The sequence below is a fragment of the Rhizobacter sp. SG703 genome, assembly GCF_012275445.1.
In the GTDB taxonomy this organism is placed as follows: domain Bacteria; phylum Pseudomonadota; class Gammaproteobacteria; order Burkholderiales; family Burkholderiaceae_C; genus Rhizobacter.
On record NZ_JAAZQK010000002.1, the window covers coordinates 390,951 to 412,666 of the forward strand.

The window sequence follows — 21,716 nt, forward strand, 5'->3', positions numbered from 1 at the left end:
CTTGCTCATACCGGTTTCTGTTTTTGTCATATTGGTGCCTTCCCTGAGTCGTGTTCAATCGATCACGGCAATGGGCGGCACGCGAGGAGAAGTTACTTGCCAGGACCCCGCATGCCCATCCCGTTCCGACCCGTTCTGCGCACTGGCGTCGTGCTGTGCTGCGCGCTCGTGATGGCTGCCTGCGGCAGCAAACGCGAGGGTGCGACGCAGGTGGCGGCGAAGGTCAACAAGGAAGAGATCTCGGTCCACCAGATCAACTTCCTGATGCAGCGCCAGGGCCCCCTGAAGCCGGAACAGGTCGAGGCCGCGAGCCGCAAGACGCTCGACGCGCTGATCGACCAGGAACTCGCGCTGCAGGCTGCCAACGAGCAGCGCCTCGACCGCGATCCGCGCGTCGTGCAGGCGATCGAGGCGTCGCGCCGCGACATCCTCGCGCGCGCCTATGCCGAGCGGCTGGCCGAGAGCGCCGCGGCGCCGACCGACAAGGAGGTCAGCGACTACTACAACGCGCACCCGGAGCTGTTCGCGCAGCGCCGCGTCTACACGCTGGTGGAAACGGCCGTCGAGGCGACGCCGGCACAGCAGCAGGCGCTGAAGCCGCAGATCGACGCCGCGAAGAATGCCGACGACGTGGCGGCCGCGCTGCGCGTCGCCGCGTTGCGCTTCGGCACGCGCCAGCTGACGCAGGGCGCCGACGCGCTGCCGATGCAGGCGGCCGCGCCGATGGCCGCGCTGAAGGAAGGCCAGTCGCACGTGATCAACGGCCCGCTGGGCGCACGCATCCTGACCATCGTGTCGGTGAAACCGGCGCCGCTGGCCGCCGCAGAAGCGAAGAACGCGATCCAGCAGTACCTGCTGGTCGACCGCAAGCGCCAGGTGGTGGACCAGCAGCTCAAGCAGCTGCGTGCCGCCGCCCGCATCGAGTACCAGGGCAAGTTCGCGCATGCCGCAGGCGAGCCGGCACCGACCGACGGACCGGCGCCGGTGGTGGTCACGACGCCGACCGCCGAGGTCTCCGCGACGAGCACCGCCCCCAGTGCGGCCGGCCCCGCCGCGTCGGGCACCGCGCTCGACGCATCGACCGTCAACAAGGGACTCTCCAACCTGAAGTGATGAAAAAACTGCCGACCGCCATGACGTTGAAACGCCCTGCCCGACGCGCGACCGCAGCCGTCACCGCCATCGCGCTCGCTGCACTTGCGCTGGGCACCCCGCTCGCGCACGCGCAGGCGGCGCCCGCAGCACCGGCCACCACCGCCGCCGTCGTCAGCGGCAACGCCCCGCCGGTGCCGCAGGATGCCCGGCAGCGCGAGTACCTGATCGGTGCCGGCGACGTGCTGCGCGTCGCGGTGTACCAGAACCCCGACCTCGCGATCGAGACCCGCGTCTCCGACACCGGCCAGATCAGCTTCCCGCTGCTCGGCCAGGTGACGGTCGGCGGCCTCACGGTGCCGCAGGTCGAGAAGGCGCTGGCCGACGGGCTGCGCACCGGCAATTTCGTCAAGCAGCCGCAGGTGACGGTGCTGGTGACGCAGGTGCGCGGCAACCAGGCCTCGGCGCTCGGCATGGTCAATCGCCCGGGCCGCTTCCCGATCGACGTCAGCGGCATGCGCCTGAGCGAGCTGCTCGCGCAGGCCGGCGGCATTGCGCCGGGCGGCAGCGACGTTGTCATCTTGACCGGTATCCGCAATGGCCAGCCGTACCGCCTTCAGGTCGATATTGCCGCACTATTTGCAAACGGCGCGCAGAGCCAGGATCCGGTGGTGCTGAACGGCGACACGATCTACGTCGAGCGCATGCCCACCGTTTACATCTATGGCGAAGTGCAACGCCCCGGCGCGATCCGCCTCGAGAACAACATGACGCTGATGCAGGCGCTCGCCAGTGGCGGCGGCCTGACCCAGCGCGGCACCACGCGCGGGCTGCGCGTGCACCGGCGCAACGGCGAAGGCCGCGTCGAGGAACTGCAGCCCGGGATGAACGACGCGCTGCAGAACGGCGACGTGATCTACATCCGCGAAAGCCTGTTCTGACCGGAACCCCATAACCACCTACCGCTGCGAGCCTCGCCCATGTCCTTCTCGCAATTCATGTCCATCCTGCGGGCCCGCTGGAAAGCGGCGCTCACGATGCTGTTGCTGACCCTCGGCACCGCGCTGGCGCTGAGCCTGCTGCTGCCGAAGAAGTACACCGCCAGCGCCGCGCTGGTGATCGACGTCAAGTCGCCCGACCCGATCGCCGGCATGGTGCTGGCCGGCATGATGACGCCGGGCTACATGTCGACCCAGGTCGACATCATCACCAGCGACCGCGTGGCCCAGCGCGTGGTGCGCGACATGAAGCTGAACCAGAACGCCGAGAGCCGCGCGAAGTGGCTCGATGCCACCGACGGTGCCGGCGAGTTCGAGGCCTGGCTGGCCGAGGCGCTGCAGAAGCACCTCGACGTGAAGCCTTCGCGCGAGAGCAACGTGCTGAACGTCAGCTACACCTCGCCCGATCCGAAGTTCAGCGCCGCGCTGGCCAACGCCTTCGTGCAGGCCTACATCGACACCAACCTCGACCTGCGCGTCGACCCGGCCAAGCAGTACAGCAGCTTCTTCGACAGCCGCGCGAAGGAACTGCGCGAATCGCTGGAAAAGGCGCAGTCCCGGCTGTCGACCTACCAGAAGGAAAAGGGCCTGGTGTCGACCGACGAGCGCTTCGACGTCGAGAACGCCAAGCTGAACGACCTGTCGACGCAGCTGATCACGATGCAGGCGCTGAGCGCCGAATCGACCAGCCGCCAGCAGCAGGCCGCGATATCGCCGAACCAGCTGCCCGACGTGATCAACAACCCGGTGGTGGCCGGGCTGCGGGCCGACCTGTCGCGCCAGGAAGCGCAGCTGCAGCAGCTCGGCACGCGCCTCGGCGATGCCAACCCGCAGGTGCTGGAGCTGAAGGCCAACATCAACGAGCTGCGCTCGCGCTACGACGCCGAGGTGCGCCGCGTCAGCAGCAGCATGGGCGTCAACAACAACATCAACAAGGCGCGCGAGGCCGATGTGCGCGCCGCGCTCGAAGCCCAGCGCACCAAGGTGCTGAAGCTGAAGGAACAGCGCGACGAATCGCAGGTGCTGCAGCGCGACCTCGAGGCCGCGCAGCGCGCCTACGACGCCGTCGGCGCGCGCCTGACGCAGACCAGCCTGGAGAGCCAGAACAACCAGACCAACATCTCGATCCTGACGCGCGCGTCGGAGCCGGCCCGGCCTTCGTCGCCGCGGCTGCTGCTGAACATGCTGGTCGCGGTGTTCCTCGGCGGCATGCTGGCGGTGGGGATCGCGCTGCTGCGCGAGCTGATCGACCGCCGCGTGCGCAGCCCGGAAGACCTGGTGCGCACGATCGGCCTGCCGGTGATCGGCAGCATTCCGCAGCCGATGCGCCGTCGGCTGCTCGGCGGCAAGCAGCGCTTCGTGCTGCCGAAACGGGTGCTGGCGCGGCTGCCGGGAGCCTCTTCGAAACTGGCCGTCGCCAACGGCACGCGGGGGCGCTGAACCATGGCCAACATGAGAGACGGAATGGCCGGCTTCGGCGGTGGCGCGCGCGGCGCGAACGGCCTCAACGGCAGCGGCGGCGCGCAGGCCATCGACGGCGCCTACCAGGGCGACGGCCAGCAACTGCACGACCGCAGCATCGGCGACATCATTGCCGACTTGAAGAACCTGTCGTCGCAGCAGGTCGAGACGGTGCTGGCCTACCAGCGCCAGCACCGGCTGCGCTTCGGCGAGGCGGCGGTGGCGCTCGGCTTCGCGAGCGACGACGACGTGCTGTATGCGCTGTCGCAGCAGTTCCACTACCCCTATGCGCCCGAGGAACGGCGCGACCTGAGCCGCGAACTCGTCGCCGCGGTGCAGCCGTTCAGCCAGCAGGCCGAATCGTTCCGCGCGATCCGCAGCCAGCTGATGATGCGGCTGTTCTCGGCCAACGAGCCGAAGCGCGCGCTGGCCGTCGTCAGTCCCGAGCCGGGCGACGGCAAGACCTTCTTCGCGGCCAACCTGGCGGTCACGCTGGCGCAGCTGGGCGGGCGCACGCTGCTGGTCGATGCCGACATGCGCGGCCCGCGCCAGCACGAGGTGTTCGCGGTGCCGAACGGCGCCGGCCTGTCGAACGTGCTGAGCGGCCGCAAGGAAACCAACGTCATCCACCAGGTGCCCGACCTGCCCAGCCTGTTCCTGCTGCCGGTCGGCGTGACGCCGCCGAACCCGCTGGAGCTGGTCGAGCGGCCGGCCTTCAAGCTGCTGCTGCGCGAGCTGCTGTCGAAGTTCGACCACGTGCTGGTCGACACGCCGGCCGCGTCGTACGGCGCCGACGCCGGCGTGATCGCGGCGCGCTGCGGCTCGGCGCTGGCGATCGCGCGCAAGAACCAGTGCCACATGAACGGGCTGCAGGACCTGGTCACCAGCCTGGCGGAAAGCCCCGCCAAGCTGGCCGGCGTGGTCCTCAACGACTACTGAAATGGCTGCGCTGCCGACCCCGGGCCCGGACGCGAGGTGGCGCGCGCTGGCCACGCCGTGGCTGCTGCCCGCGCTCGGGCTCGCGGCGATGTACGGCCCGAGCTTCTTCGACCTGCTGAACGGCATCTGGCGCACCGACGAGCAGGGCCACGGGCCGATCGTGCTCGGCATCTCGATCTGGCTGCTGGTGCGGTCCTGGCCGGCCGCGATGTCGGTGCCGGGCGACCGGCCGCGCCCGCTGGTCGCGTGGGCGCTGCTGCTGGTCGGGGCGCTGTCGTATGCGCTCGGCCGCTCGCAGGGCATCCTGATCCTCGAGATCGGCTCGCTGCTGTGGATGCTGGTCGGCCTGGCGCTGCTGCTGCGCGGCCCGGGGGCGCTGAAGCGCCTGTGGTTCCCGCTGTTCTTCATGCTGTTCATGATCCCGCTGCCGGGCACGGTGGTGGACGCGCTGACGCAGCCGATGAAGCTCGCGGTGTCGTACGTCGCCGAGAACATCCTGTACCGCGTCGGCTACCCGATCAGCCGCACCGGCGTGATCCTGCAGATCGGCCAGTACCAGCTGCTGGTGGCCGATGCCTGCGCCGGGCTGCACACCTTGTTCACGCTCGAAGCGCTCGGGCTGCTGTACCTGAACCTGGTGCGCCATGCGTCGGTGGTGCGCAACGTCGCGCTCGCGGTGCTGATCGTGCCGATCAGCTTCTGCGCCAACGTGATCCGCGTGATGGTGCTGACGCTGATCACCTACCACTTCGGCGACGAGGCCGGCCAGGGCTTCCTGCACGGCTTCGCCGGGCTGGTGCTGTTCATGGCCGCGCTGCTGCTGATCACCGGCGCCGATTCGCTGCTGCGGCTCGGCGTGCGGCACAAGGCGGCGACATGAGCACGGCCTTCGCTCCGAGCTGGAAGCGGGCCGCCGCGGTGCTCGCGCTGATGCTCGGCGCGGTCGTGCTGGCGCAGGCCTTCACGCCGCGCGCACGGCTGGCGGCGCTCAGCAGCGACCTGAAGCTCGAGACCGCGATCCCGCGCGCGTTCGCCGGCTGGCGGGTCGACAACGGCACGGTCGCGCAGGTCATCAACCCGCAGCAGGTCGCGCTGCTGAACACGCTGTATGCGCAGACGCTGACGCGCACCTACATCGGCCCGACCGGCGAACGGGTGATGCTCTCGATCGCCTACGGCGCGGCGCAGGCCGGCGAGCTCGAACTGCACCGCCCCGAGGTCTGCTACGTCGCGCAGGGCTTCCAGATCCGCGGCGGCGGCCATGCCTCGCTGCAGGCCGACGCGACCCGCGTGCCGGTGCAGCGGCTGCTCGCCAGCCTCGGCGCCCGCAGCGAGCCCATCAGCTACTGGATGCGCGTCGGCGACGACGTGATCCCGTCCGGCATGCAGCAGCAGGTCTCGCGCCTGAAGCAGGGCCTGCGCGGCTGGATCCCGGACGGCCTGCTGTTCCGCGTGTCGACCATCGCGACGGACACCGCCCCGGCCTACCAGATGCAGGAGCGCTTCATGGCCGACCTGCTGCAGTCGGTCGACCCGCGCACGCGGCGCTTCCTGATCGGCCCGGTGAGCCCGTCGCGCGATGGCGCACACCCTGCGGCCGACGCCAGCGTCGCCGCCACGGCGCCCTGAACCGATCCCGGCCGAACCCTGCCTGCGACCGCCATGAACCCGCCCGACGTCTCCGTCGTCATCGTCAACTACAACGGCCTGCGCTTCCTGCCCGAATGCCTGGACACCGTGCGCGCGGCCTTCGTGCGCCACAGCGTCGAGGTGATCGTGATCGACAACGCGTCGGTCGACGGCAGCCAGGCCTTCCTGCGCACGCGGCCCGACATCCGCTACATCGAATCGACCGAGAACCTCGGCTTCACCGGCGGCAACAACCGAGCCGCGCGCGAGGCCCGCGGCCAGGTTCTGCTGCTGCTGAACAACGACACCCGCTGCGACGGCAACCTCGACGGGCTGGTCGACGAGGCGCTGCAACCGGAGGTCGGCGTCGCCGGCTGCCACCTGGTGTACGGCGACGGGCGCCTGCAGTTCTCGGTCGGCTTCGAACACACGCCGGTGCGCATCGCGCTGTCGTGGCTCGGGCTCGAGAAGCAGTGGCGCACGCCGGACGTGTTCCGCCGCGTGCAGACCCGGCCCGGCTTCTATGCGCTGTCGAACCCGTCGGTCGACTGGGTGTCGGGCGCCTGCCTGGCCACGCGGCGCGAGGTGTGGGAACGACTGGGCGGCCTCGACGATGCCTTCTTCATGTACTGCGAAGACGTCGACTACGGCCGCCGCGTGCGCCAGCTCGGGCTGCGCGCCAGCTACCGCGCCGACGTGACGGTCACACACTACGAAGGCGCCGGCAAGGCCTGGGCCGGCCGCGCGACGGTGCTGCGCACGCTGCGCTCGTACCTGCTGTTCGTCACCAAGCATTTCGGGCGCGGCGCGGCCTCGCGGCTGGCGCTGTCGCTCGGCCTGGTGTTTTCGGCCAAGGCGCTGGCGCACGCCGGCCGCGCGGTGGTGTCGGGCAACCCCGAGCGCCGCGCGCTGCAGCGCGACAAGCGCAACGGCTATTTCCAGGCCGCGCGGCAGTCGTTCGCCGCGTGGTGGAAGCAGACGCCGGTGGTCGCACGATGAGGGGCGAACCATGAGAGCGGCCGGCCGCCTCCTCTGTTTGATCGCGTTCGTGTCGCTGCTGTCGCAGTTCGGCAAGACGCTGCTGAGCATGGCCCACGTGCCCAACCTGATCCCGCCGCTGCGCGACGGGCTGCTGCTGCTGCTGGTGCTGTTCGCGATCAGCCGCACCGATGTCTTCAAGGCGCGCGGCTTCTACCTGTGGGCGCTGCTGTGCATCGCCAGCATCTCGGCGACGGTGTTCGTCGCCGCGTTCGACGACCGCCACGTCCCCGGCCTGTACTACGCCCGCATCTACCTGCTGCCGCTGCTGTTCGCGGTGGCGCTCGAAGGCATCGTGCTGCGCGCGAGCGACGACGACGTGCGCGCGCTGCTGCGCATGAGCTTCTGGTGCGGCCTGCTGGTGGTGTTCACCGCGTTCGGCATCTTCGCCGCGGTCGAACTCAGCCCGCGGCTGCTGCGCACGCTGATGGGCGACGACACCGGCACCGGCCCGCTCGCGAGCGCCTGGTACATCGCCGGCGGCACCTGGCTGCGCATGGGCCTGCCGGCCACCGGGCCGAACTCGCTCGGCCTCGCGCTCGGGCTGTACGCGCTGCTGGTCGGCGGCGTGCTGTTCTCGCGCAAGCCGCGGCCGCTGCCGAGCGTGGTGGTGGTGGCCGCGCTGGTGTTCGCGCTGCTGGCGGTCGCCCTCACCTTCTCGCGCAGCAGCTGGCTCGCGATCATGCTGGGCACCGCCGCGCTGGTGCTGGCCTGCGTGCCGGGCAGCGTGCTGTTCAGCCCGGCCAACCTGACGCGCATGGTGCTGGCCGGCGCGGTCTCGATCGCGCTGATGGGCGTCGCGCTGCTGCTGCTCGACAGCTACAGCGACGGCGCCGTCACCCGCTGGGCGCTGCTCAACGCCAGCGGCACCGACCCGTCGATGGTCGGCCACCACAAGTCCTTCGTGATGGCGATCGAATCGCTGAACGACTACGCCTGGCTCGGCTACCCGAAGGGCACGGTCGGCGCGCGCGCGGCGCTGTTCGGCGGCACGCTCTACAACGTCGAGAACAGCTTCCTCGCGCTGTTCTTCGACATGGGGCTGCCGATCGGCACCGTCTTCCTGGTGTCGATCGCCGGCATGCTGTCGGGGCTGTGGGTGCACCGAAGCCAGTGGTCGGTGCTGATCGGCTTCACCGTCTGTGCGTTCTTCCTGCCGTACAACTTCGAGCCCGACATCGTCGTGTTCTTCCTGTTCGTCTTCACGCTGCTCGGCCGTTTCATGCACGGCCATGCCGCCGCCTTCGCGCCGCCGCGCGCGCCCTCGCTGTACCAGTCCACCCTCGCCACGCATGAACTTGCCTGAATCGCCGGCCCCCGCGGCGACGGTCGCCCCGGCCCCGCGCGTGCTGCTGCTCGCGCCCTTCCTCTACGGCGAAGCCTCCGCCAACGGCGGCGCGGCGCTGTGCTGGGCCCAGCTGAAGGAGCTGGCCGGCGTCGCGACGGTCGCCTTCCTCGGCTTCCGCGGGGCCGAGCCCGACGACAGCGACCGCCGCGCGCTTGCGAGCCTGCAGGCGCATTGCGCGCAGGTCGACAGCGTGCCGCTGCAGATCGCGCGCAGCGCGGTGCTGCGCGCGCGCCTCGGCTCGTTCGCGTTCGGCGAGCCGGAGCTCGCCCGGCTGTGCCGCACGCCGGCGATGGACACCGCGCTGCGCGCGATGCTGCAGCGCTTCCGCCCGGACATCGTGTGGATCCAGTTCCCGCAGATGGCGCAGTACGTCGCGCTGTGCGACGGCATCCCCTGCGTGATGGACGTGCAGGACGCCTACAGCCTGTCGGGCTTCCGCCAGGCGCAGCGCGCGCCCGGCCCGCGCAACTGGCTGAACTGGGTCGCGTGGGCGCGCTACGAGGCGCGCCACTACCCGCGCTTCGCGGCGGCGCTGACCTTGTCCGAGCAGGACGCGCAGGTGCTGCAGGCGCTGAACCCGGCCACCCGCGCGCTGTCGATGGGCCTGCCGCTGGCCGACGACCAGGTGCTGCAGCGCGCGCACGGCGCGGCGGTGGCCGGCCGGGTCGGCTTCGCCGGCAGCTTCGGCCACCAGCCGAACCTCGAAGGCATGGCCTGGTTCCTGCGCGACATCTGGCCGCGCGTGCGCGAGCGCATGCCGCAGGCGCGCTTCGTCGTCGCCGGCCGCAACCCGCCGGCGGCACTCGTCGCGCAGGCCGACGGCGGCAGCGGCATCGAGTTCAGCGGCTTCGTGCCGGACATCCATGCGTTCTACGCCAGCAACGCCGTCACCGTGGTGCCGCTGGTCAGCGGCGGCGGCGTGAAGATCAAGACGGTCGAGGCGATGCTCGCCGGCTCGGCGGTGGTGTCGACGCGCATCGGCGTCGAAGGCACCGGCGCGCTCGACGGCTGCCATGCGATGGTGGCCGACGAGGCGCAGGCCTTCGCCGACCACATCGTGCGGGTGCTGTCGGACGATGCGCTGCGCGCCCGCCTGTCGGAAGCGGCCCGCCAGCATGCCGGCGTCGCGTTCTCGGCCCGTTCGTGGCGCGAGCGGGTGATGGCGACGGTGAAGGCTTCGCTGACCGAGGCCACGACATGAGCAATATTCCGATGGACAGCCAGCACAAGATGTCGGCCGCGCGCGGCACGATGTGGGCCTACGTGCAGAACTGGGCGGCGCGCGGCATCACCTTCGTCGTGTTCTTCGCGCTCGCCCGGCTGCTCGGTCCGACCGAATTCGGCGCCTTCGCGGTCGCGATGGTGTTCCTGACGCTCGGCGAGATCTTCGTCGAGCAGCTGTTCGGCCATGCGCTGGTGCAGCGCGCGACGCTGAGCCCCGAGCACATCAACGCCGCGTTCTGGACCACGATGGGCTGCGGCCTGCTGCTCGCGCTGCTGGCGCTGACCTGCGCGCCGCTGTTCGCGCGCGCCTTCGACAGCGACGGCATCCAGCCGGTGATCATGGCGCTGTCGCCGGTGTTCCTGCTGATGGCGCTGTCGGCGGTGCCGGCCGGGCTGCTGCGCCGCTCGCTCGACTACCGCACGCTCGCGCGCCGCACCGCCACCGCCAACCTGCTGAGCGGCGCGGTCGCGATCGTCGCGGCGCTGATGGGGCTGGGCGTCTGGTCCTTCGTGCTGCAGCAGCTGTGCTTCCACGTCACCGGCACCGTGATCCTGTGGCGCCACGAGACCTGGCGGCCGCGCCGGGCCTTCGACCGCCGCGCGCTGCGCGACCTGTCGGGTTTCTCGGCGCGCATCACCTTCGTCAAGCTGCTCGACCTGGCCGAGACCCGCGTGATCGAGCTGGTCGTCGGCCGCCAGATGGGCCTGGCTCTGCTCGGCAACTACGCGCTCGCCGCGCGTGCGCAACTGGCCGCGACGCAGTTGCTCGCCGCACCGCTGTGGGATGCGTCGATCTCGGTGTTCGCCCGCGCGCAGGTGAACCGCGAGGCGCTGCTCGACGCGATCGCCACGCGCTCGCTGATGGCCGCCACGTTCATCGTGCCGGCCTTCCTGCTGGCCGCCGGCTCGGGCGCGGTGCTGGTGCCGGCGGTGTTCGGCGGCCAGTGGCACGACGCGGTCGCGCCGTTCCAGATCCTGTGCCTGTTGGGTGCATTGCGCACCATCGCCTTGCTGTATTCGTCGGCGGTGCAGGCAACCGGTGCAGCCGGCGCGATGGTGCAGGTCGGCATCGTGCGCTGCGCCTGCAGTTTCCTGGTATTGCCCTTGCTGTTGCCCTTCGGTCCCGCGGGCGTTGCCGCCAGCCTGTTGTTCGGCCAGATGGCGGCGGTGCCCATCATCTTCCGCGTCATCCGTCTCTCCCTGGAGATCCAAGCCATGCCCATCCTCCGTCAGATCGCCAAGCCGGTGCTGGCTGCCGTCCTCGCCGCCGCCGTCGGCTTCGCCGTCGCGAACTTCGCGCAGACCCGCGTCAATGCCGTGGTCGGATCGGCATTGAGCCTGGGCATCAGCGCGGCGCTGTATGCGCTGCTGATCGTCGCGCTGATGCCGCGCGTGCTGCTGCGACATGTGTCGCGGCTGCCCGGCGCGGTGGGTGGCGCCGGCGTGCGGCTGCTCGAAGGCGTGGTGCGGCTCAACGACGGCATGCTGGTGCGCGCCTACCGCCTGCTGATGTCGCTCGCGCGGCCGTTCGCGGCGCAGCCGGCCAAGCCCGGCGAGGTGGTGATCGTGATCGCCGATGCGTACTCGATGATCGGCTCGGTCGGCGACCAGGCGCTGGTCGGCGGGCTGACCGCGCTGCTGAAGCAGGCCGGCATCAAGTCGGCCCGCGTGCTGTGCCGTCCCGGCGTCGAGATGCCGGTCGGCGGCGACGTCGCCTTCAGCGCGATGCCGCTGTGGGGCCGGCTCGGGCAGGCCGGCGCGGTCGCCAACGAACTCGCGAAGGCGCGTGCGCTGATCGTGATCGGTGCCGACGTGCTCGACGGCTTCTACTCGCGCTTCGAATCGAAGCTGCGGCTCGAGGTGGCCGGCTTCGCGGCGCGCCGCGGCGTGCCGGCGATGGTGTGCAGCTTCAGCTTCAACGACCGGCCCGATCCGGCGATGGCCGGCGCGTTCCGCCAGCTGCCGCCGGGCGTCACGCTGCTGTGCCGCGACGCGGTGTCGCGCGAGCGGGTCGCGCAACTGGTCGGCGAGCGGGTGAAGCTGACGGCCGACCTCGGCTTCCTGCTGGAGCCGTCGCCGGCGAGCGAACTCGAGCGCAGCGTGGCCACGTGGCTGAAGGAAGGTCCGCAAGACGGATCGCAACCACGGGGCCCGGTGATCGCGTGGAACCTGTCGCCGCATTCGCTGAAGCTGCTGTCGGCCGCGCAGCGCGACCAGGCGGTGTCGGCGTCGGCCACCGCGATCGCGCGCCTCGTGAAAGAGCGCGATGCGCGCGTCGTGCTGGTGCCGCACGATTTCCGCCCGCATGCGAGCGACCCCGAGATGCTGGCCGACGTGTTCTCGCGCCTGCCGGCCGACGTGCAGCCGCGCGTGCTGCTCGCGCAGGGCCCGTACACCGCGGCCGACGTGAAGCAGTGCTGCCAGCATTTCGACCTGGTGCTGACCGGCCGCATGCACCTGATGATCGCGACGCTCGGCCGCGACATCCCGGTGGTGGCCGTCGAGTACCAGGGCAAGTTCGCCGGCGCGCTGCGCCATTTCGGGCTCGGCGCCGAATCGCTGCTGAGCCCGCTCGAGGTCTGCGATCCCGACAGCCTGGTCTCCTGCGTCTGCGCACGCCTCGATGCGCTGGCCGAGACCCGCGCGCAGATCCGCTCCCGCCGCCCGGCGGTCGAGCAACTCGCGTCGGCGGCACTCGCCGCCCAACTGGGAGCATGAACCATGAACCTGGCCCTCCGCAGCATCCTTCTCCGCATCGCCGTCGCACTGGCCTGCGTCGTCGCACCGTGGGCGGCCGTCGCGGCCAGCACGCCCTACCAGCTGGGGATCTACTACTACCCCGGCTGGTCGCCCGGCGTGAAGGGCCCGACCGAACCTGACACCTGGTCGTCGATCAAGCCGTACGCGAAGGACCGCGAGCCGATGCTCGGCTGGTACCGCGACGACAAGGCCGTCACGCTGGACCGCCAGCTCGGCTGGATGTCCGACGCCGGCATCTCGTTCGTGATCTTCGACTGGTACTGGGAGAACGCGAAGCCGGCCACCCAGACCGCGGTGCTCGCCTACCTGGCCGCGGCGCAGCGCACGAAGGTGAAGTACTCGCTGATGTGGGCCAACCACACGGCCGAGCCGAAGACGCTGGGCGAATGGGATGCGCTGGTCGATTTCTGGCTAGCCAACCACTTCAAGCGGCCGGAGTACCTGCGCATCGACAACAAGCCGGTGATGTTCGTGTTCTCGCCCGACGTGCTGCGCAGCCAGGCGACCGCGATGGGCACGACGACCGCGGCGATGCTGACCCGCGCGCGCGCCCGCGCCAGCGCCGCCGGCGTGCCGGGCATCTACTTCGTGCTCGGCGTGGTGGCCTCGCAGTTCTGGGTACGGGACTTCGCGTTCAACAGCGGCTTCGACGCGCTGTCGGCGTACAACTACCACTTCGGCATCGCCGGCGAGGACTCGACGCGCACGCCGTACTCGAAGAGCTACGACGAGCTCGACCAGTACTACCGCATGCAGTGGAACTGGATCGTCAAGTACAGCAAGCTGCCGTACTTCGTGCCGATGACGGCCGGCTGGGACCGCACGCCGTGGGGCGGCAGCTCGCAGCCGGGGCACGACAACTCGGTGTCGACGCCGGCCACCTTCGAGGCCCACCTGCGCGCCGGCAAGGCGCTGATGGACGCCAACCCCGACAAGACCAAGCGCATCGGCGTGCTGTGCTGCTGGAACGAATACGGCGAAGGCTCGATCATCGAGCCGACGAAGAAATTCGGCATGCAGTACCTGGAGAGGATTCAGGATGTCTTCGTCCCCTGAGGCCGCTCGCACCGAGCTGCGCGTGACGGTGCTGCTGCCGCGGCACCTGGACGTGGCCGCCTGGGCGCAGCGCCATGCGCGCGGCGAGGTGCCCGACGCGACGCCGTATGGCTACCACCATGCGCTGCAGCAGGGCTGCCGGCTGAGCTTCTCGCGCGCGACGCCGCCGTGGCCGGGTGCGCTCGGCCTGATCGACCGCGTGCTGCGCAAAGTGCTCGGCTTCGAGCTGCGGCACGTGTGGGCAAACCGCGCGCTGCTGCACCCCGAACGCGCCGACGTGATCTGGACCCACACCGAGTACGAGCACCTGGGGGTCGGGCTGCTGCGCCGCGTGGGCATCGCGACCGCGCCGATCGTCGCGCAGTCGATCTGGCTGGTCGATGAATGGCGCCGCTGGTCGGGCCTGCGCCGCGGCCTGGTGCGCTGGCTGATGCGCGATGCCGAGGCCGCCACCTTCCATTCGCCGCTGAACATGGTTCGCGCCCGCGAGCTCGACCTGGGCGAGCGGCAGGTGATCGTCGACTTCGGCATCTCGCTGGACAGCTACCCGATCGCGACCGAACGACCGCAGGCGGTGCTCGACGGCACGCGGCCGCTGCACGTGCTGGCGCTCGGCAACGACCGCCACCGCGACTGGGAGACACTCGCGCAGGCACTCGGCGGCCGGCCCGGCGTCGAGCTGCGGGTCGGCTCCAGCCACTTCCCGACGCGGCTCGCGCAGTCCAACATCGATGCGCATCCGATGACGCAGGCCGAGGTGGTCGCGAACTACGGCTGGGCCGATTGCGTCGTGGTGCCGCTGCACGAGAACCTGCATGCCTCCGGGCTGACCGCGGTGCTCGAAGCGACCGCGCGCGGCGTGCCGGTGGTGGCGACCCGCGCCGGCGGCCTCGACCACTACTTCGACGACGACGGCATCGCGTTCTGCAAGCCGCACGACGCGGCCGACCTGTGGCGCGCGGTCGACGCGCTTGCGACGCAGCCGGGCCGGCGCGCGGCGCAGGTCGCGAATGCGCAGCAGCGCCTGCTGGCGCGCCGCTTCAGTTCCGAAGGCTTCGCGACGCGCCACGTCGAGCTGAGCCGCCGTCTCGTCGGTGCAGGCCCCGAGCCGGCACCGGTCACCGCCACGCCTTCTTCGCTGCACTCGCCCCGATGACCCACCCATCCGTTCGCCGCCCGCGCCTCGGCGTGGACTTCCACACCTGGGACGGCATCTTCCAGGGCTCGCGCAGCCACATCCTCGGGCTGTACCGCGAGGCGATCCGGCTCGCGCCGGAGATCGACTTCGTGTTCCTGCTCGACGGCATCGACAGCCTGCGCGATGCGCATCCCGAGTTCCGTGCACCGAACGTCGAACTGGTGCGCATGACGCACCAGCGCGCGCCGGTCCGTCTCGGCCTGCAGCTGCCGTGGCTGCAGTGGAAGCACCGCATCGACCTGCTGCACATGCAGTACCGGCTGCCGTTCGTGCGCACCGGCGCCTGCGCCTGCACCATCCACGATCTGCTGTTCGAGACCCACCCGCAGTTCTTCCCGCGCAGCTTCGTGCTGCAGTCGAAGCTGACCTTCCGCCATGCGGCGCGGCGCGCGAAGCTGCTGTTCGCGGTGAGCCAGTTCTCGAAGGGCGAGATCGCGCGGCTGTACGGCGTGCCGGCCGAGCACATCGCGATCACTTACAACGGCGTCGATCCGCAGCGCTTCCGGCCCGGCCCCGATGGCGCCGACGCGGTGCGCGAGCTCGGCCTGGAACCCGGCGGCTACCTGCTGACGGTGGGCCGGCTGGAGCCGCGCAAGAACCACGAGACGCTGATCCATGCCTATGCCGAGCTCGGCGCCGACGCGCCGCCGCTGGTGATCGTCGGCCAGCGCGACTTCAGCTACGACCAGATCGACCGCGCGGTGGCGGCGCACGGGCTGCAGCAGCGCGTGCGCTTTTTGCAGAAGGTGGGCGACCAGGCGTTGCCGGCGGTGATGCGGCATGCGCTCGCGTTCGCGTACCCTGCCTTCGCCGAAGGCTTCGGGATGCCGGTGGCCGAGGCGATGGCCAGCGGCGTGCCGGTGATCACGTCGAACACCACCTCGCTGCCCGAGGTGGGCGGTGCGGCGGCGCTGTACGCCGACCCGAACTCCAGCGCCGAGCTGGCCGCCGCGCTGCGGCAGGTGCTGGGCGATGCGGCCTTGCGCGAGCGCATGCGGGCGCAGGGCCTGGCGCAGGTGCGCAAGTTCGACTGGCAGCAGTCGGCGCAGGTGCTGGTGCACGGCGTGCGTCGCTTCTTCGAGCCGACCCGGCCCGCAAACGCGGCGCCGAGCCCGGCCGCCTGCAACTCCTCTTCCGGACCCGACCGATGACCCCCCAGACCCTTCGCATCCTCGGCACGCGCGGCGTGCCGGCCGCGCATGGCGGCTTCGAGACCTTTGCCGAGCACCTGGCGCTGTACCTGGTGGAGCGCGGCTGGCGGGTGATCGTGTACTGCCAGGAGGACGGCAGCGGCCCGGTGTTCGAGGACACCTGGCGCGGCGTCGAGCGGGTGCGCATGCCGGTGGACGCGCCCGGGCCGAAGGGCACGATCCTGTTCGACTGGCAGGCCACGCGCCATGCCGCGAAGCACCGCGACCTGTGCCTGACGCTCGGCTACAACACCGCGGTGTTCTGCGCGCTGCTGCGCCTGAAGGGCGTGCCGAACCTGATCAACATGGACGGCATCGAGTGGTCGCGCGCCAAGTGGGGCGGGGTCGCGAAGACCTGGTTCTGGATGAACGACTGGGCCGGCTGCTGGCTCGGCAACCACCTGGTGGCCGACCATCCGGAGATCAAGCAGCACCTGAGCTCGCGCGTGAACCCGGACAAGGTGACGACGATCGCCTACGGGGCCGACCCGCTGCACGACATGCCGACCGCGCCGGTGCACGGCCTGGGCCTGGAGCCCGGCCGCTACCTGACGCTGGTGGCCCGGCCCGAGCCGGAGAACTCGATCCTCGAGGTGGTGCAGGGCTTCTCGCGTGAACCGCGCGGCGTGACGCTGACGGTGCTCGGCAACTACTCGGCGGACAACGCGTACCACCGCGCGGTGAAGGCATCGGCGAGCGCCGAGGTGAAGTTCGTCGGTGCGATCTACGACAAGCCGACGGTGCAATCGCTGCGCTTCCACAGCATGGCGTACGTGCACGGCCACCAGGTGGGCGGCACCAACCCGTCGCTGGTGGAAGCGCTCGGCGCCGGCAACGCGGTGATCGCGCACGACAACCGCTTCAACCGCTGGGTGGCGGGGCCGCAGGCCGGCTACTTCAGCGGCGCGGACGGCTTCGCGGCGACGCTGGAGGCGGTGCTGAAAGATCCGGTGCGACTGGCTGCGATGCAGCAGGCGAGCCGCAGCCGCTTCGAGGAGTGCTTCACCTGGAACCACATCCTGGCGCAGTACGAGCAATTGCTGCTGCAGTGGTTGCCGGCGGTTCGCGATGCGGGTGCGCGGGAACAGAAGCGTGCGTCCTGAGATGCGGCAAAGGCGCGGGCGGGCAGGCTGTGGCGCGCCTTTGCGTGCCGGACGGGAGCCTGCGGAGCGCGCGACCCATCAAGCAACGCCCGGGGGAACCGGCTTTGCCGGGCCCCTCGGGTGGCGCCCCTTGGGGGCAGGAGCGAAGCGACTGGGGGGCCGTCCTCCCCATCGCCCATTCAGGGGGGTCGTCACATCCACCGGCCCTGTGCTTGCTTACGATCGCTCGTCGCCTCCGGCGCATCCGAGTAGTCAAGCCATGAAGTCCCTGCCTGTCGAGGTCGAAGTTGCCAAGGCACTCGTCGACGACTCCGCGTTCATCACGATCCGCGGCGTGCGCCTGTCGCTCGACGAACTGATCGAGCCGCGCCTCGCCGACGTCGCGCACCTCGACGAGTTGCGAACGCGCATGCAGTCGGCCACGCCCTACCCGCACCTGGTCGTGCAGGACTGGTTCAACCCTCGCCTGCTGGAGCTTGTTCAAGAGGAATTCGAGGTGCTGCCGCGCGACCACTGGAGCACGCAGACCAACGCCTACGCGCGCGTCGAACGCTCGCGCGTCGGCGCCCGCATGGGGCCGGCCAGCCAGCTGTATTTCTGGACCATCGGCTCCAGCTTCTTCCTGCATGCGTTGTCGCACGTCAGCGGCGTCGCCGACCTGGTCAGCGATCCGCACCTGTTCGGCGGCGGCCTGCATGAAACGCTGTCCGGCGGCTCGTTCGGCATCCATGCGGATTTCGACCGGCATCCGCGCACCGCACTCAACAACGAGATGGTGTTCATCACCTACCTGAACAAGGACTGGCAGGCGCCGTGGCACGGCGCACTCGAACTGTGGGACGCCGGCCGCAAGCAGTGCGTCGGCACCGTCGAGCCGGAGTTCGGCCGCTCGATCCTGATGAGCCACGGCCGCACCCACTACCACGGCCATTCGCAGCCGCTCGCGGTGCCGCCCGGCGTCACGCGGCGCTCGGTCGCGGCCTACTACTACGCCAACCGATTCGCGCGCGAAGACCGGCGCGAAGCCATGTTGTCCACCTACCTGTTCGCCAGCCGCAGCGACCGCAGCAAGCAGGTGCTCAAGCAGATCCTGCCGCCGATCGTCGTCTCGACGATCAAGCGGCTGGCACGCCGATAATCCCCGTCCCGCGTCGACCCCACGCGACCCAGAAAACCAGGAAGAGAATCCGCCATGTCCACGTCCCCCACCCCGTCGACGCCGCTGTCCGTCCTCCCCGTCATCATGGCCGGCGGCAGCGGCACGCGGCTGTGGCCGCTGTCGCGCGCCGGCTTTCCGAAGCAGTTCCTCGTGCTGTCGGGCAACCAGAGCCTGTTCCAGCAGGCGGTGCAGCGTGTCGCGAGCCTGGGTGCCGCCGACATCGCGGTGCAATCGCCGCTGGTCGTCGGCAACGAGGAACATCGCTTTCTGGTGCTCGACCAGTTGCGCGACCAGCAGGTCGACCCGGCCGCCGTCGTGCTCGAACCGCAGGGTCGCAACACCGCGCCGGCCCTGACGCTGGCCGCGCTCGCCGCGGTCGAGAACGGCCAGGACCCGATCCTCGTGGTGACGCCGGCCGACCAGACCGTCACCCGGCCGGCCGCGTTCACCGCCGCATTGCAACGCGCGGTGCGCGCCGCGGCCGACGGCGCGATCGTGATCCTCGGCATCACGCCCGACCGCCCCGAGACCGGCTACGGCTACATCCGTGGCTCGGCGGACGGCAAGGTCGCGCAGTTCGTCGAGAAGCCCGACCTGGCCACCGCCGAACACTACCTGCGCGAAGGCCAGTACCTGTGGAACAGCGGCATGTTCGTGCTGAAGGCCTCGGTGTGGCTGGCGGCGCTCGAGCACTTCCGTCCCGACATCGCGGCCGCGACGCGCGCCTCGTGGGCCGCCCGCGCCAGCGACGCGAAGTTCATCCGCCCCGGCAAGGCCGAGTTTGCCGCCGTGCCGTCCGAATCGGTCGACTACGCGGTGATGGAGCGCTGCCCCGGCAGCGCCTTCGACATCCGCATGGTCGCGCTGGACGCCGGCTGGAACGACCTCGGCGCCTGGGACGCGGTCTGGCAGGTGGCCGACAAGGATGCGCGCGGCAATGCGAGCGTCGGCGACGTGCTGCTGCAGGACAGCGACAACACGCTGGTGCATGCCACCAGCCGGCTCGTCAGCGTGGTCGGCCTGAGCGACGTGGTCGTCGTCGAGACGGCCGACGCGGTGATGGTCAGCGACCGTGCGCGCAGCCAGGAGGTCAAGAAGATCGTCGGCGAGCTCGGTGCGCGCGGCCGCGGCGAGCACACGCTGCACCGCAAGGTGCACCGCCCGTGGGGCTGGTACGACAGCATCGACTCCGGCGCGCGCTTCCAGGTCAAGCGCATCATGGTCAACCCGGGCGCCTCGCTGAGCCTGCAGATGCACCACCACCGCGCCGAACACTGGATCGTCGTCTGCGGCACCGCCGAGATCACCAACGGCGACAAGGTGATGATCCTCAGCGAGAACCAGAGCACCTACATCCCGCTCGGCCAGACGCACCGGCTCGCGAACCCCGGCAAGGTGCCGCTGGAAATCATCGAAGTGCAATCTGGCTCGTACCTCGGCGAGGACGACATCGTCCGCTTCGAAGACACTTACGGCCGACTCAAGTGAACAGGATCCTTTCATGACCATTCTGGTAACCGGCGGCGCCGGCTTCATCGGCAGCAACTTCGTGCTGGACTGGCTGGCGCAGAGCGACGAGACCGTCGTCAACCTCGACGCGCTGACCTATGCCGGCAACCTCGAGAACCTGGCGTCGCTGGACGGCAACCCGCGCCATGTGTTCGTGAAGGGCGACATCTGCGACCGCGCGCTGGTCGACGCGACGCTCGCGCAGCACAAGCCGCGCGCGATCGTGCACTTCGCGGCCGAGAGCCACGTCGACCGCAGCATCCACGGTCCCGGCGCGTTCATGCGCACCAACATCGACGGCACCTTCACGCTGCTCGAGGCCGCGCGCGGCCTGTGGAGCACGCTCGAAGGCGAGGCGAAAGCCTCGTTCCGCTTCCACCACGTCAGCACCGACGAGGTCTACGGCTCGCTGTCGCCGACCGACCCGGCCTTCGCCGAGACCAAGGGCTTCGAGCCGAACAGCCCGTACTCCGCCAGCAAGGCCGCCAGCGACCACCTGGTGCGCGCCTGGCACCACACGTACGGGCTGCCGGTGGTCACCACCAACTGCAGCAACAACTACGGGCCGTACCACTTCCCCGAGAAGCTGATCCCGCTGATGATCGTCAACGCGCTCGCCGGCAAGGCGCTGCCGATCTACGGCGACGGCCAGAACGTGCGCGACTGGCTGTACGTGCGCGACCATGCGAGCGCGATCCGCGCAGTGCTGGCCGGCGGGCGCGTCGGCGAGACCTACAACATCGGCGGCTGGAACGAGAAGACCAACCTGGAGATCGTCCACACGATCTGCGCGCTGCTCGACGAACTGAAGCCCGATCCGGCCGGTTCGTACACGCGCCTGATCACCTACGTGAAGGACCGCCCGGGCCACGACCGCCGCTATGCGATCGATGCGCGCAAGGTCGAGCGGGAACTCGGCTGGCGTCCGGCCGAGACCTTCGACACCGGCATCCGCAAGACGGTGCAGTGGTACCTCGACCACGCCGGCTGGGTCGCCAACGTGCAGAGCGGCGGCTACCGCGACTGGGTCGCGAAGAACTACGGCGAGGCGGCGGCAGCATGAAGATTCTTCTGCTGGGCAAGGGTGGCCAGGTGGGCTGGGAGCTGCAGCGGGCGCTGGCGCCGCTGGGCGAGCTGACCGCGCTCGACTTCGACACGCCCGGCACGCTGAAGGCCGATTTCTCGAAGCCCGACACGCTGGCCGCGACGGTGCGCGCGGTGAACCCGGACGTGATCGTCAATGCCGCGGCGCATACCGCGGTCGACAAGGCCGAGAGCGAACCGGCGCTGGCGCGGGCGATCAACGCGACCGGCCCGGGCGTGCTGGCGCGCGAAGCGGCGGCGCTCGGCGCCTGGCTGGTGCACTACAGCACCGACTACGTGTTCGACGGCAGCGGCAACACGCCGCGTCGCGAAGACGCGCCGACCGGTCCGCTCAGCGTGTACGGCCAGACCAAGCTCGAAGCCGAGGAGCTGATCCGCGGCAGCGGCTGCCAGCACCTGATCCTGCGCACCAGCTGGGTCTATGCGGCGCGCGGCGGCAACTTCGCGCGCACGATGCTGCGGCTGGCCGGCGAACGCGACCGGTTGACGGTGATCGACGACCAGGTCGGCGCGCCGACCGGCGCCGACCTGCTGGCCGACGTCAGCGTGCATGCGCTGCGCGCCGCCCTGGCCGACCCGAAGCTCGCCGGCACCTACCACGCGGTGGCCGCCGGCGAGACCAGCTGGCATGGCTACGCCCGCTTCGTCATCGAATGGGCGCGCGCCCGCGGCCATGCGATCAAGGTCGCGCCCGAGGCGATCGAGCCGGTGCCGACCACCTCGTTCCCGACACCGGCGAAGCGGCCGCTGAATTCACGGCTGTCGTGCGACAAGCTGAACCAGGCCTTCGGGCTGCGCATGCCGGCGTGGCAGGCCGGCGTCGAGCGCATGCTCATCGAAGTGCTGGGCTGACCGATCACATTCGTTTGGGAGAACACATGTCACTGCAATTGAACGCGGAGCCGGTC

Annotated in this window: 18 protein-coding genes; all 18 read left to right on the forward strand. The window is 70.2% G+C overall.

Annotated features, from left to right (window positions below; genetic code table 11):
* The first annotated feature begins 111 nt into the window (after positions 1-111).
* The 18 genes from FHT26_RS04795 (at position 112) to rfbD (ending at position 21,660) form a co-directional block, all read left to right on the forward strand.
* Positions 112-1,113 (forward strand): EpsD family peptidyl-prolyl cis-trans isomerase, encoded by a 1,002-nt coding sequence (locus FHT26_RS04795; protein ID WP_168559018.1) that lies wholly within the window; start codon positions 112-114, stop codon positions 1,111-1,113.
* Between the two features lie 26 nt (positions 1,114-1,139).
* A complete protein-coding gene (epsE, locus tag FHT26_RS04800; RefSeq protein WP_246867708.1) occupies positions 1,140-2,033 on the forward strand; it encodes a polysaccharide export protein EpsE in 894 nt (297 codons plus the stop codon).
* Between the two features lie 39 nt (positions 2,034-2,072).
* Positions 2,073-3,530 carry a chain length determinant protein EpsF gene (gene epsF / locus FHT26_RS04805; RefSeq protein ID WP_168559020.1) on the forward strand — a complete coding sequence of 486 codons (1,458 nt, stop codon included), beginning with the start codon at positions 2,073-2,075 and terminating at the stop codon, positions 3,528-3,530.
* Between the two features lie 12 nt (positions 3,531-3,542).
* On the forward strand, positions 3,543-4,490 hold the full coding sequence (locus FHT26_RS04810; protein WP_246867709.1) for a polysaccharide biosynthesis tyrosine autokinase: 948 nt from the start codon (positions 3,543-3,545) through the stop codon (positions 4,488-4,490).
* A 1-nt stretch (position 4,491) separates the two neighbouring features.
* The gene (gene xrtB, locus FHT26_RS04815; RefSeq protein ID WP_168559021.1) at positions 4,492-5,370 is read left to right on the forward strand and encodes an exosortase B; all 879 of its coding nucleotides are present in this window, start codon (positions 4,492-4,494) and stop codon (positions 5,368-5,370) included.
* A complete protein-coding gene (gene epsI, locus FHT26_RS04820; protein WP_168559022.1) occupies positions 5,367-6,119 on the forward strand; it encodes an exosortase-associated protein EpsI, B-type in 753 nt (250 codons plus the stop codon). Before xrtB ends, epsI begins: the two co-directional genes overlap by 4 nt.
* Positions 6,120-6,152: 33 nt before the next feature.
* Positions 6,153-7,118 carry a glycosyltransferase family 2 protein gene (locus FHT26_RS04825; protein WP_168559023.1) on the forward strand — a complete coding sequence of 322 codons (966 nt, stop codon included), beginning with the start codon at positions 6,153-6,155 and terminating at the stop codon, positions 7,116-7,118.
* A 10-nt stretch (positions 7,119-7,128) separates the two neighbouring features.
* Positions 7,129-8,463, forward strand: coding sequence for a hypothetical protein (locus tag FHT26_RS04830; RefSeq protein ID WP_168559024.1), 1,335 nt, complete (start codon positions 7,129-7,131; stop codon positions 8,461-8,463).
* Positions 8,450-9,706 (forward strand): glycosyltransferase family 4 protein, encoded by a 1,257-nt coding sequence (locus FHT26_RS04835; protein ID WP_168559025.1) that lies wholly within the window; start codon positions 8,450-8,452, stop codon positions 9,704-9,706. Before FHT26_RS04830 ends, FHT26_RS04835 begins: the two co-directional genes overlap by 14 nt.
* Positions 9,703-12,447, forward strand: a complete 2,745-nt coding sequence (locus FHT26_RS04840; protein ID WP_168559026.1) for an oligosaccharide flippase family protein — start codon at positions 9,703-9,705, stop codon at positions 12,445-12,447. Before FHT26_RS04835 ends, FHT26_RS04840 begins: the two co-directional genes overlap by 4 nt.
* 3 nt (positions 12,448-12,450) lie before the next feature.
* Positions 12,451-13,545, forward strand: coding sequence for a glycoside hydrolase family 99-like domain-containing protein (locus FHT26_RS04845; protein ID WP_168559027.1), 1,095 nt, complete (start codon positions 12,451-12,453; stop codon positions 13,543-13,545).
* Positions 13,529-14,701 carry a glycosyltransferase gene (locus tag FHT26_RS04850; RefSeq protein WP_168559028.1) on the forward strand — a complete coding sequence of 391 codons (1,173 nt, stop codon included), beginning with the start codon at positions 13,529-13,531 and terminating at the stop codon, positions 14,699-14,701. The genes FHT26_RS04845 and FHT26_RS04850 overlap by 17 nt, the downstream gene beginning before the upstream one ends.
* Entirely contained in the window at positions 14,698-15,894 is a 1,197-nt protein-coding gene (locus tag FHT26_RS04855) for a glycosyltransferase family 4 protein (protein ID WP_168559029.1), read from the forward strand. Before FHT26_RS04850 ends, FHT26_RS04855 begins: the two co-directional genes overlap by 4 nt.
* Positions 15,891-17,036 carry a DUF1972 domain-containing protein gene (locus FHT26_RS04860; RefSeq protein ID WP_168559030.1) on the forward strand — a complete coding sequence of 382 codons (1,146 nt, stop codon included), beginning with the start codon at positions 15,891-15,893 and terminating at the stop codon, positions 17,034-17,036. The genes FHT26_RS04855 and FHT26_RS04860 overlap by 4 nt, the downstream gene beginning before the upstream one ends.
* 259 nt (positions 17,037-17,295) lie before the next feature.
* On the forward strand, positions 17,296-18,174 hold the full coding sequence (locus FHT26_RS04865; RefSeq protein WP_168559031.1) for a 2OG-Fe(II) oxygenase: 879 nt from the start codon (positions 17,296-17,298) through the stop codon (positions 18,172-18,174).
* A 54-nt stretch (positions 18,175-18,228) separates the two neighbouring features.
* The gene (locus FHT26_RS04870; RefSeq protein WP_246867710.1) at positions 18,229-19,683 is read left to right on the forward strand and encodes a mannose-1-phosphate guanylyltransferase/mannose-6-phosphate isomerase; all 1,455 of its coding nucleotides are present in this window, start codon (positions 18,229-18,231) and stop codon (positions 19,681-19,683) included.
* A gap of 13 nt (positions 19,684-19,696) precedes the next feature.
* A complete protein-coding gene (rfbB, locus tag FHT26_RS04875) occupies positions 19,697-20,767 on the forward strand; it encodes a dTDP-glucose 4,6-dehydratase (protein WP_168559032.1) in 1,071 nt (356 codons plus the stop codon).
* Positions 20,764-21,660: a dTDP-4-dehydrorhamnose reductase gene (gene rfbD, locus FHT26_RS04880; RefSeq protein ID WP_168559033.1), complete on the forward strand. Its 897-nt coding sequence runs from the start codon at positions 20,764-20,766 to the stop codon at positions 21,658-21,660. Before rfbB ends, rfbD begins: the two co-directional genes overlap by 4 nt.
* The last annotated feature ends 56 nt before the right edge of the window (positions 21,661-21,716 follow it).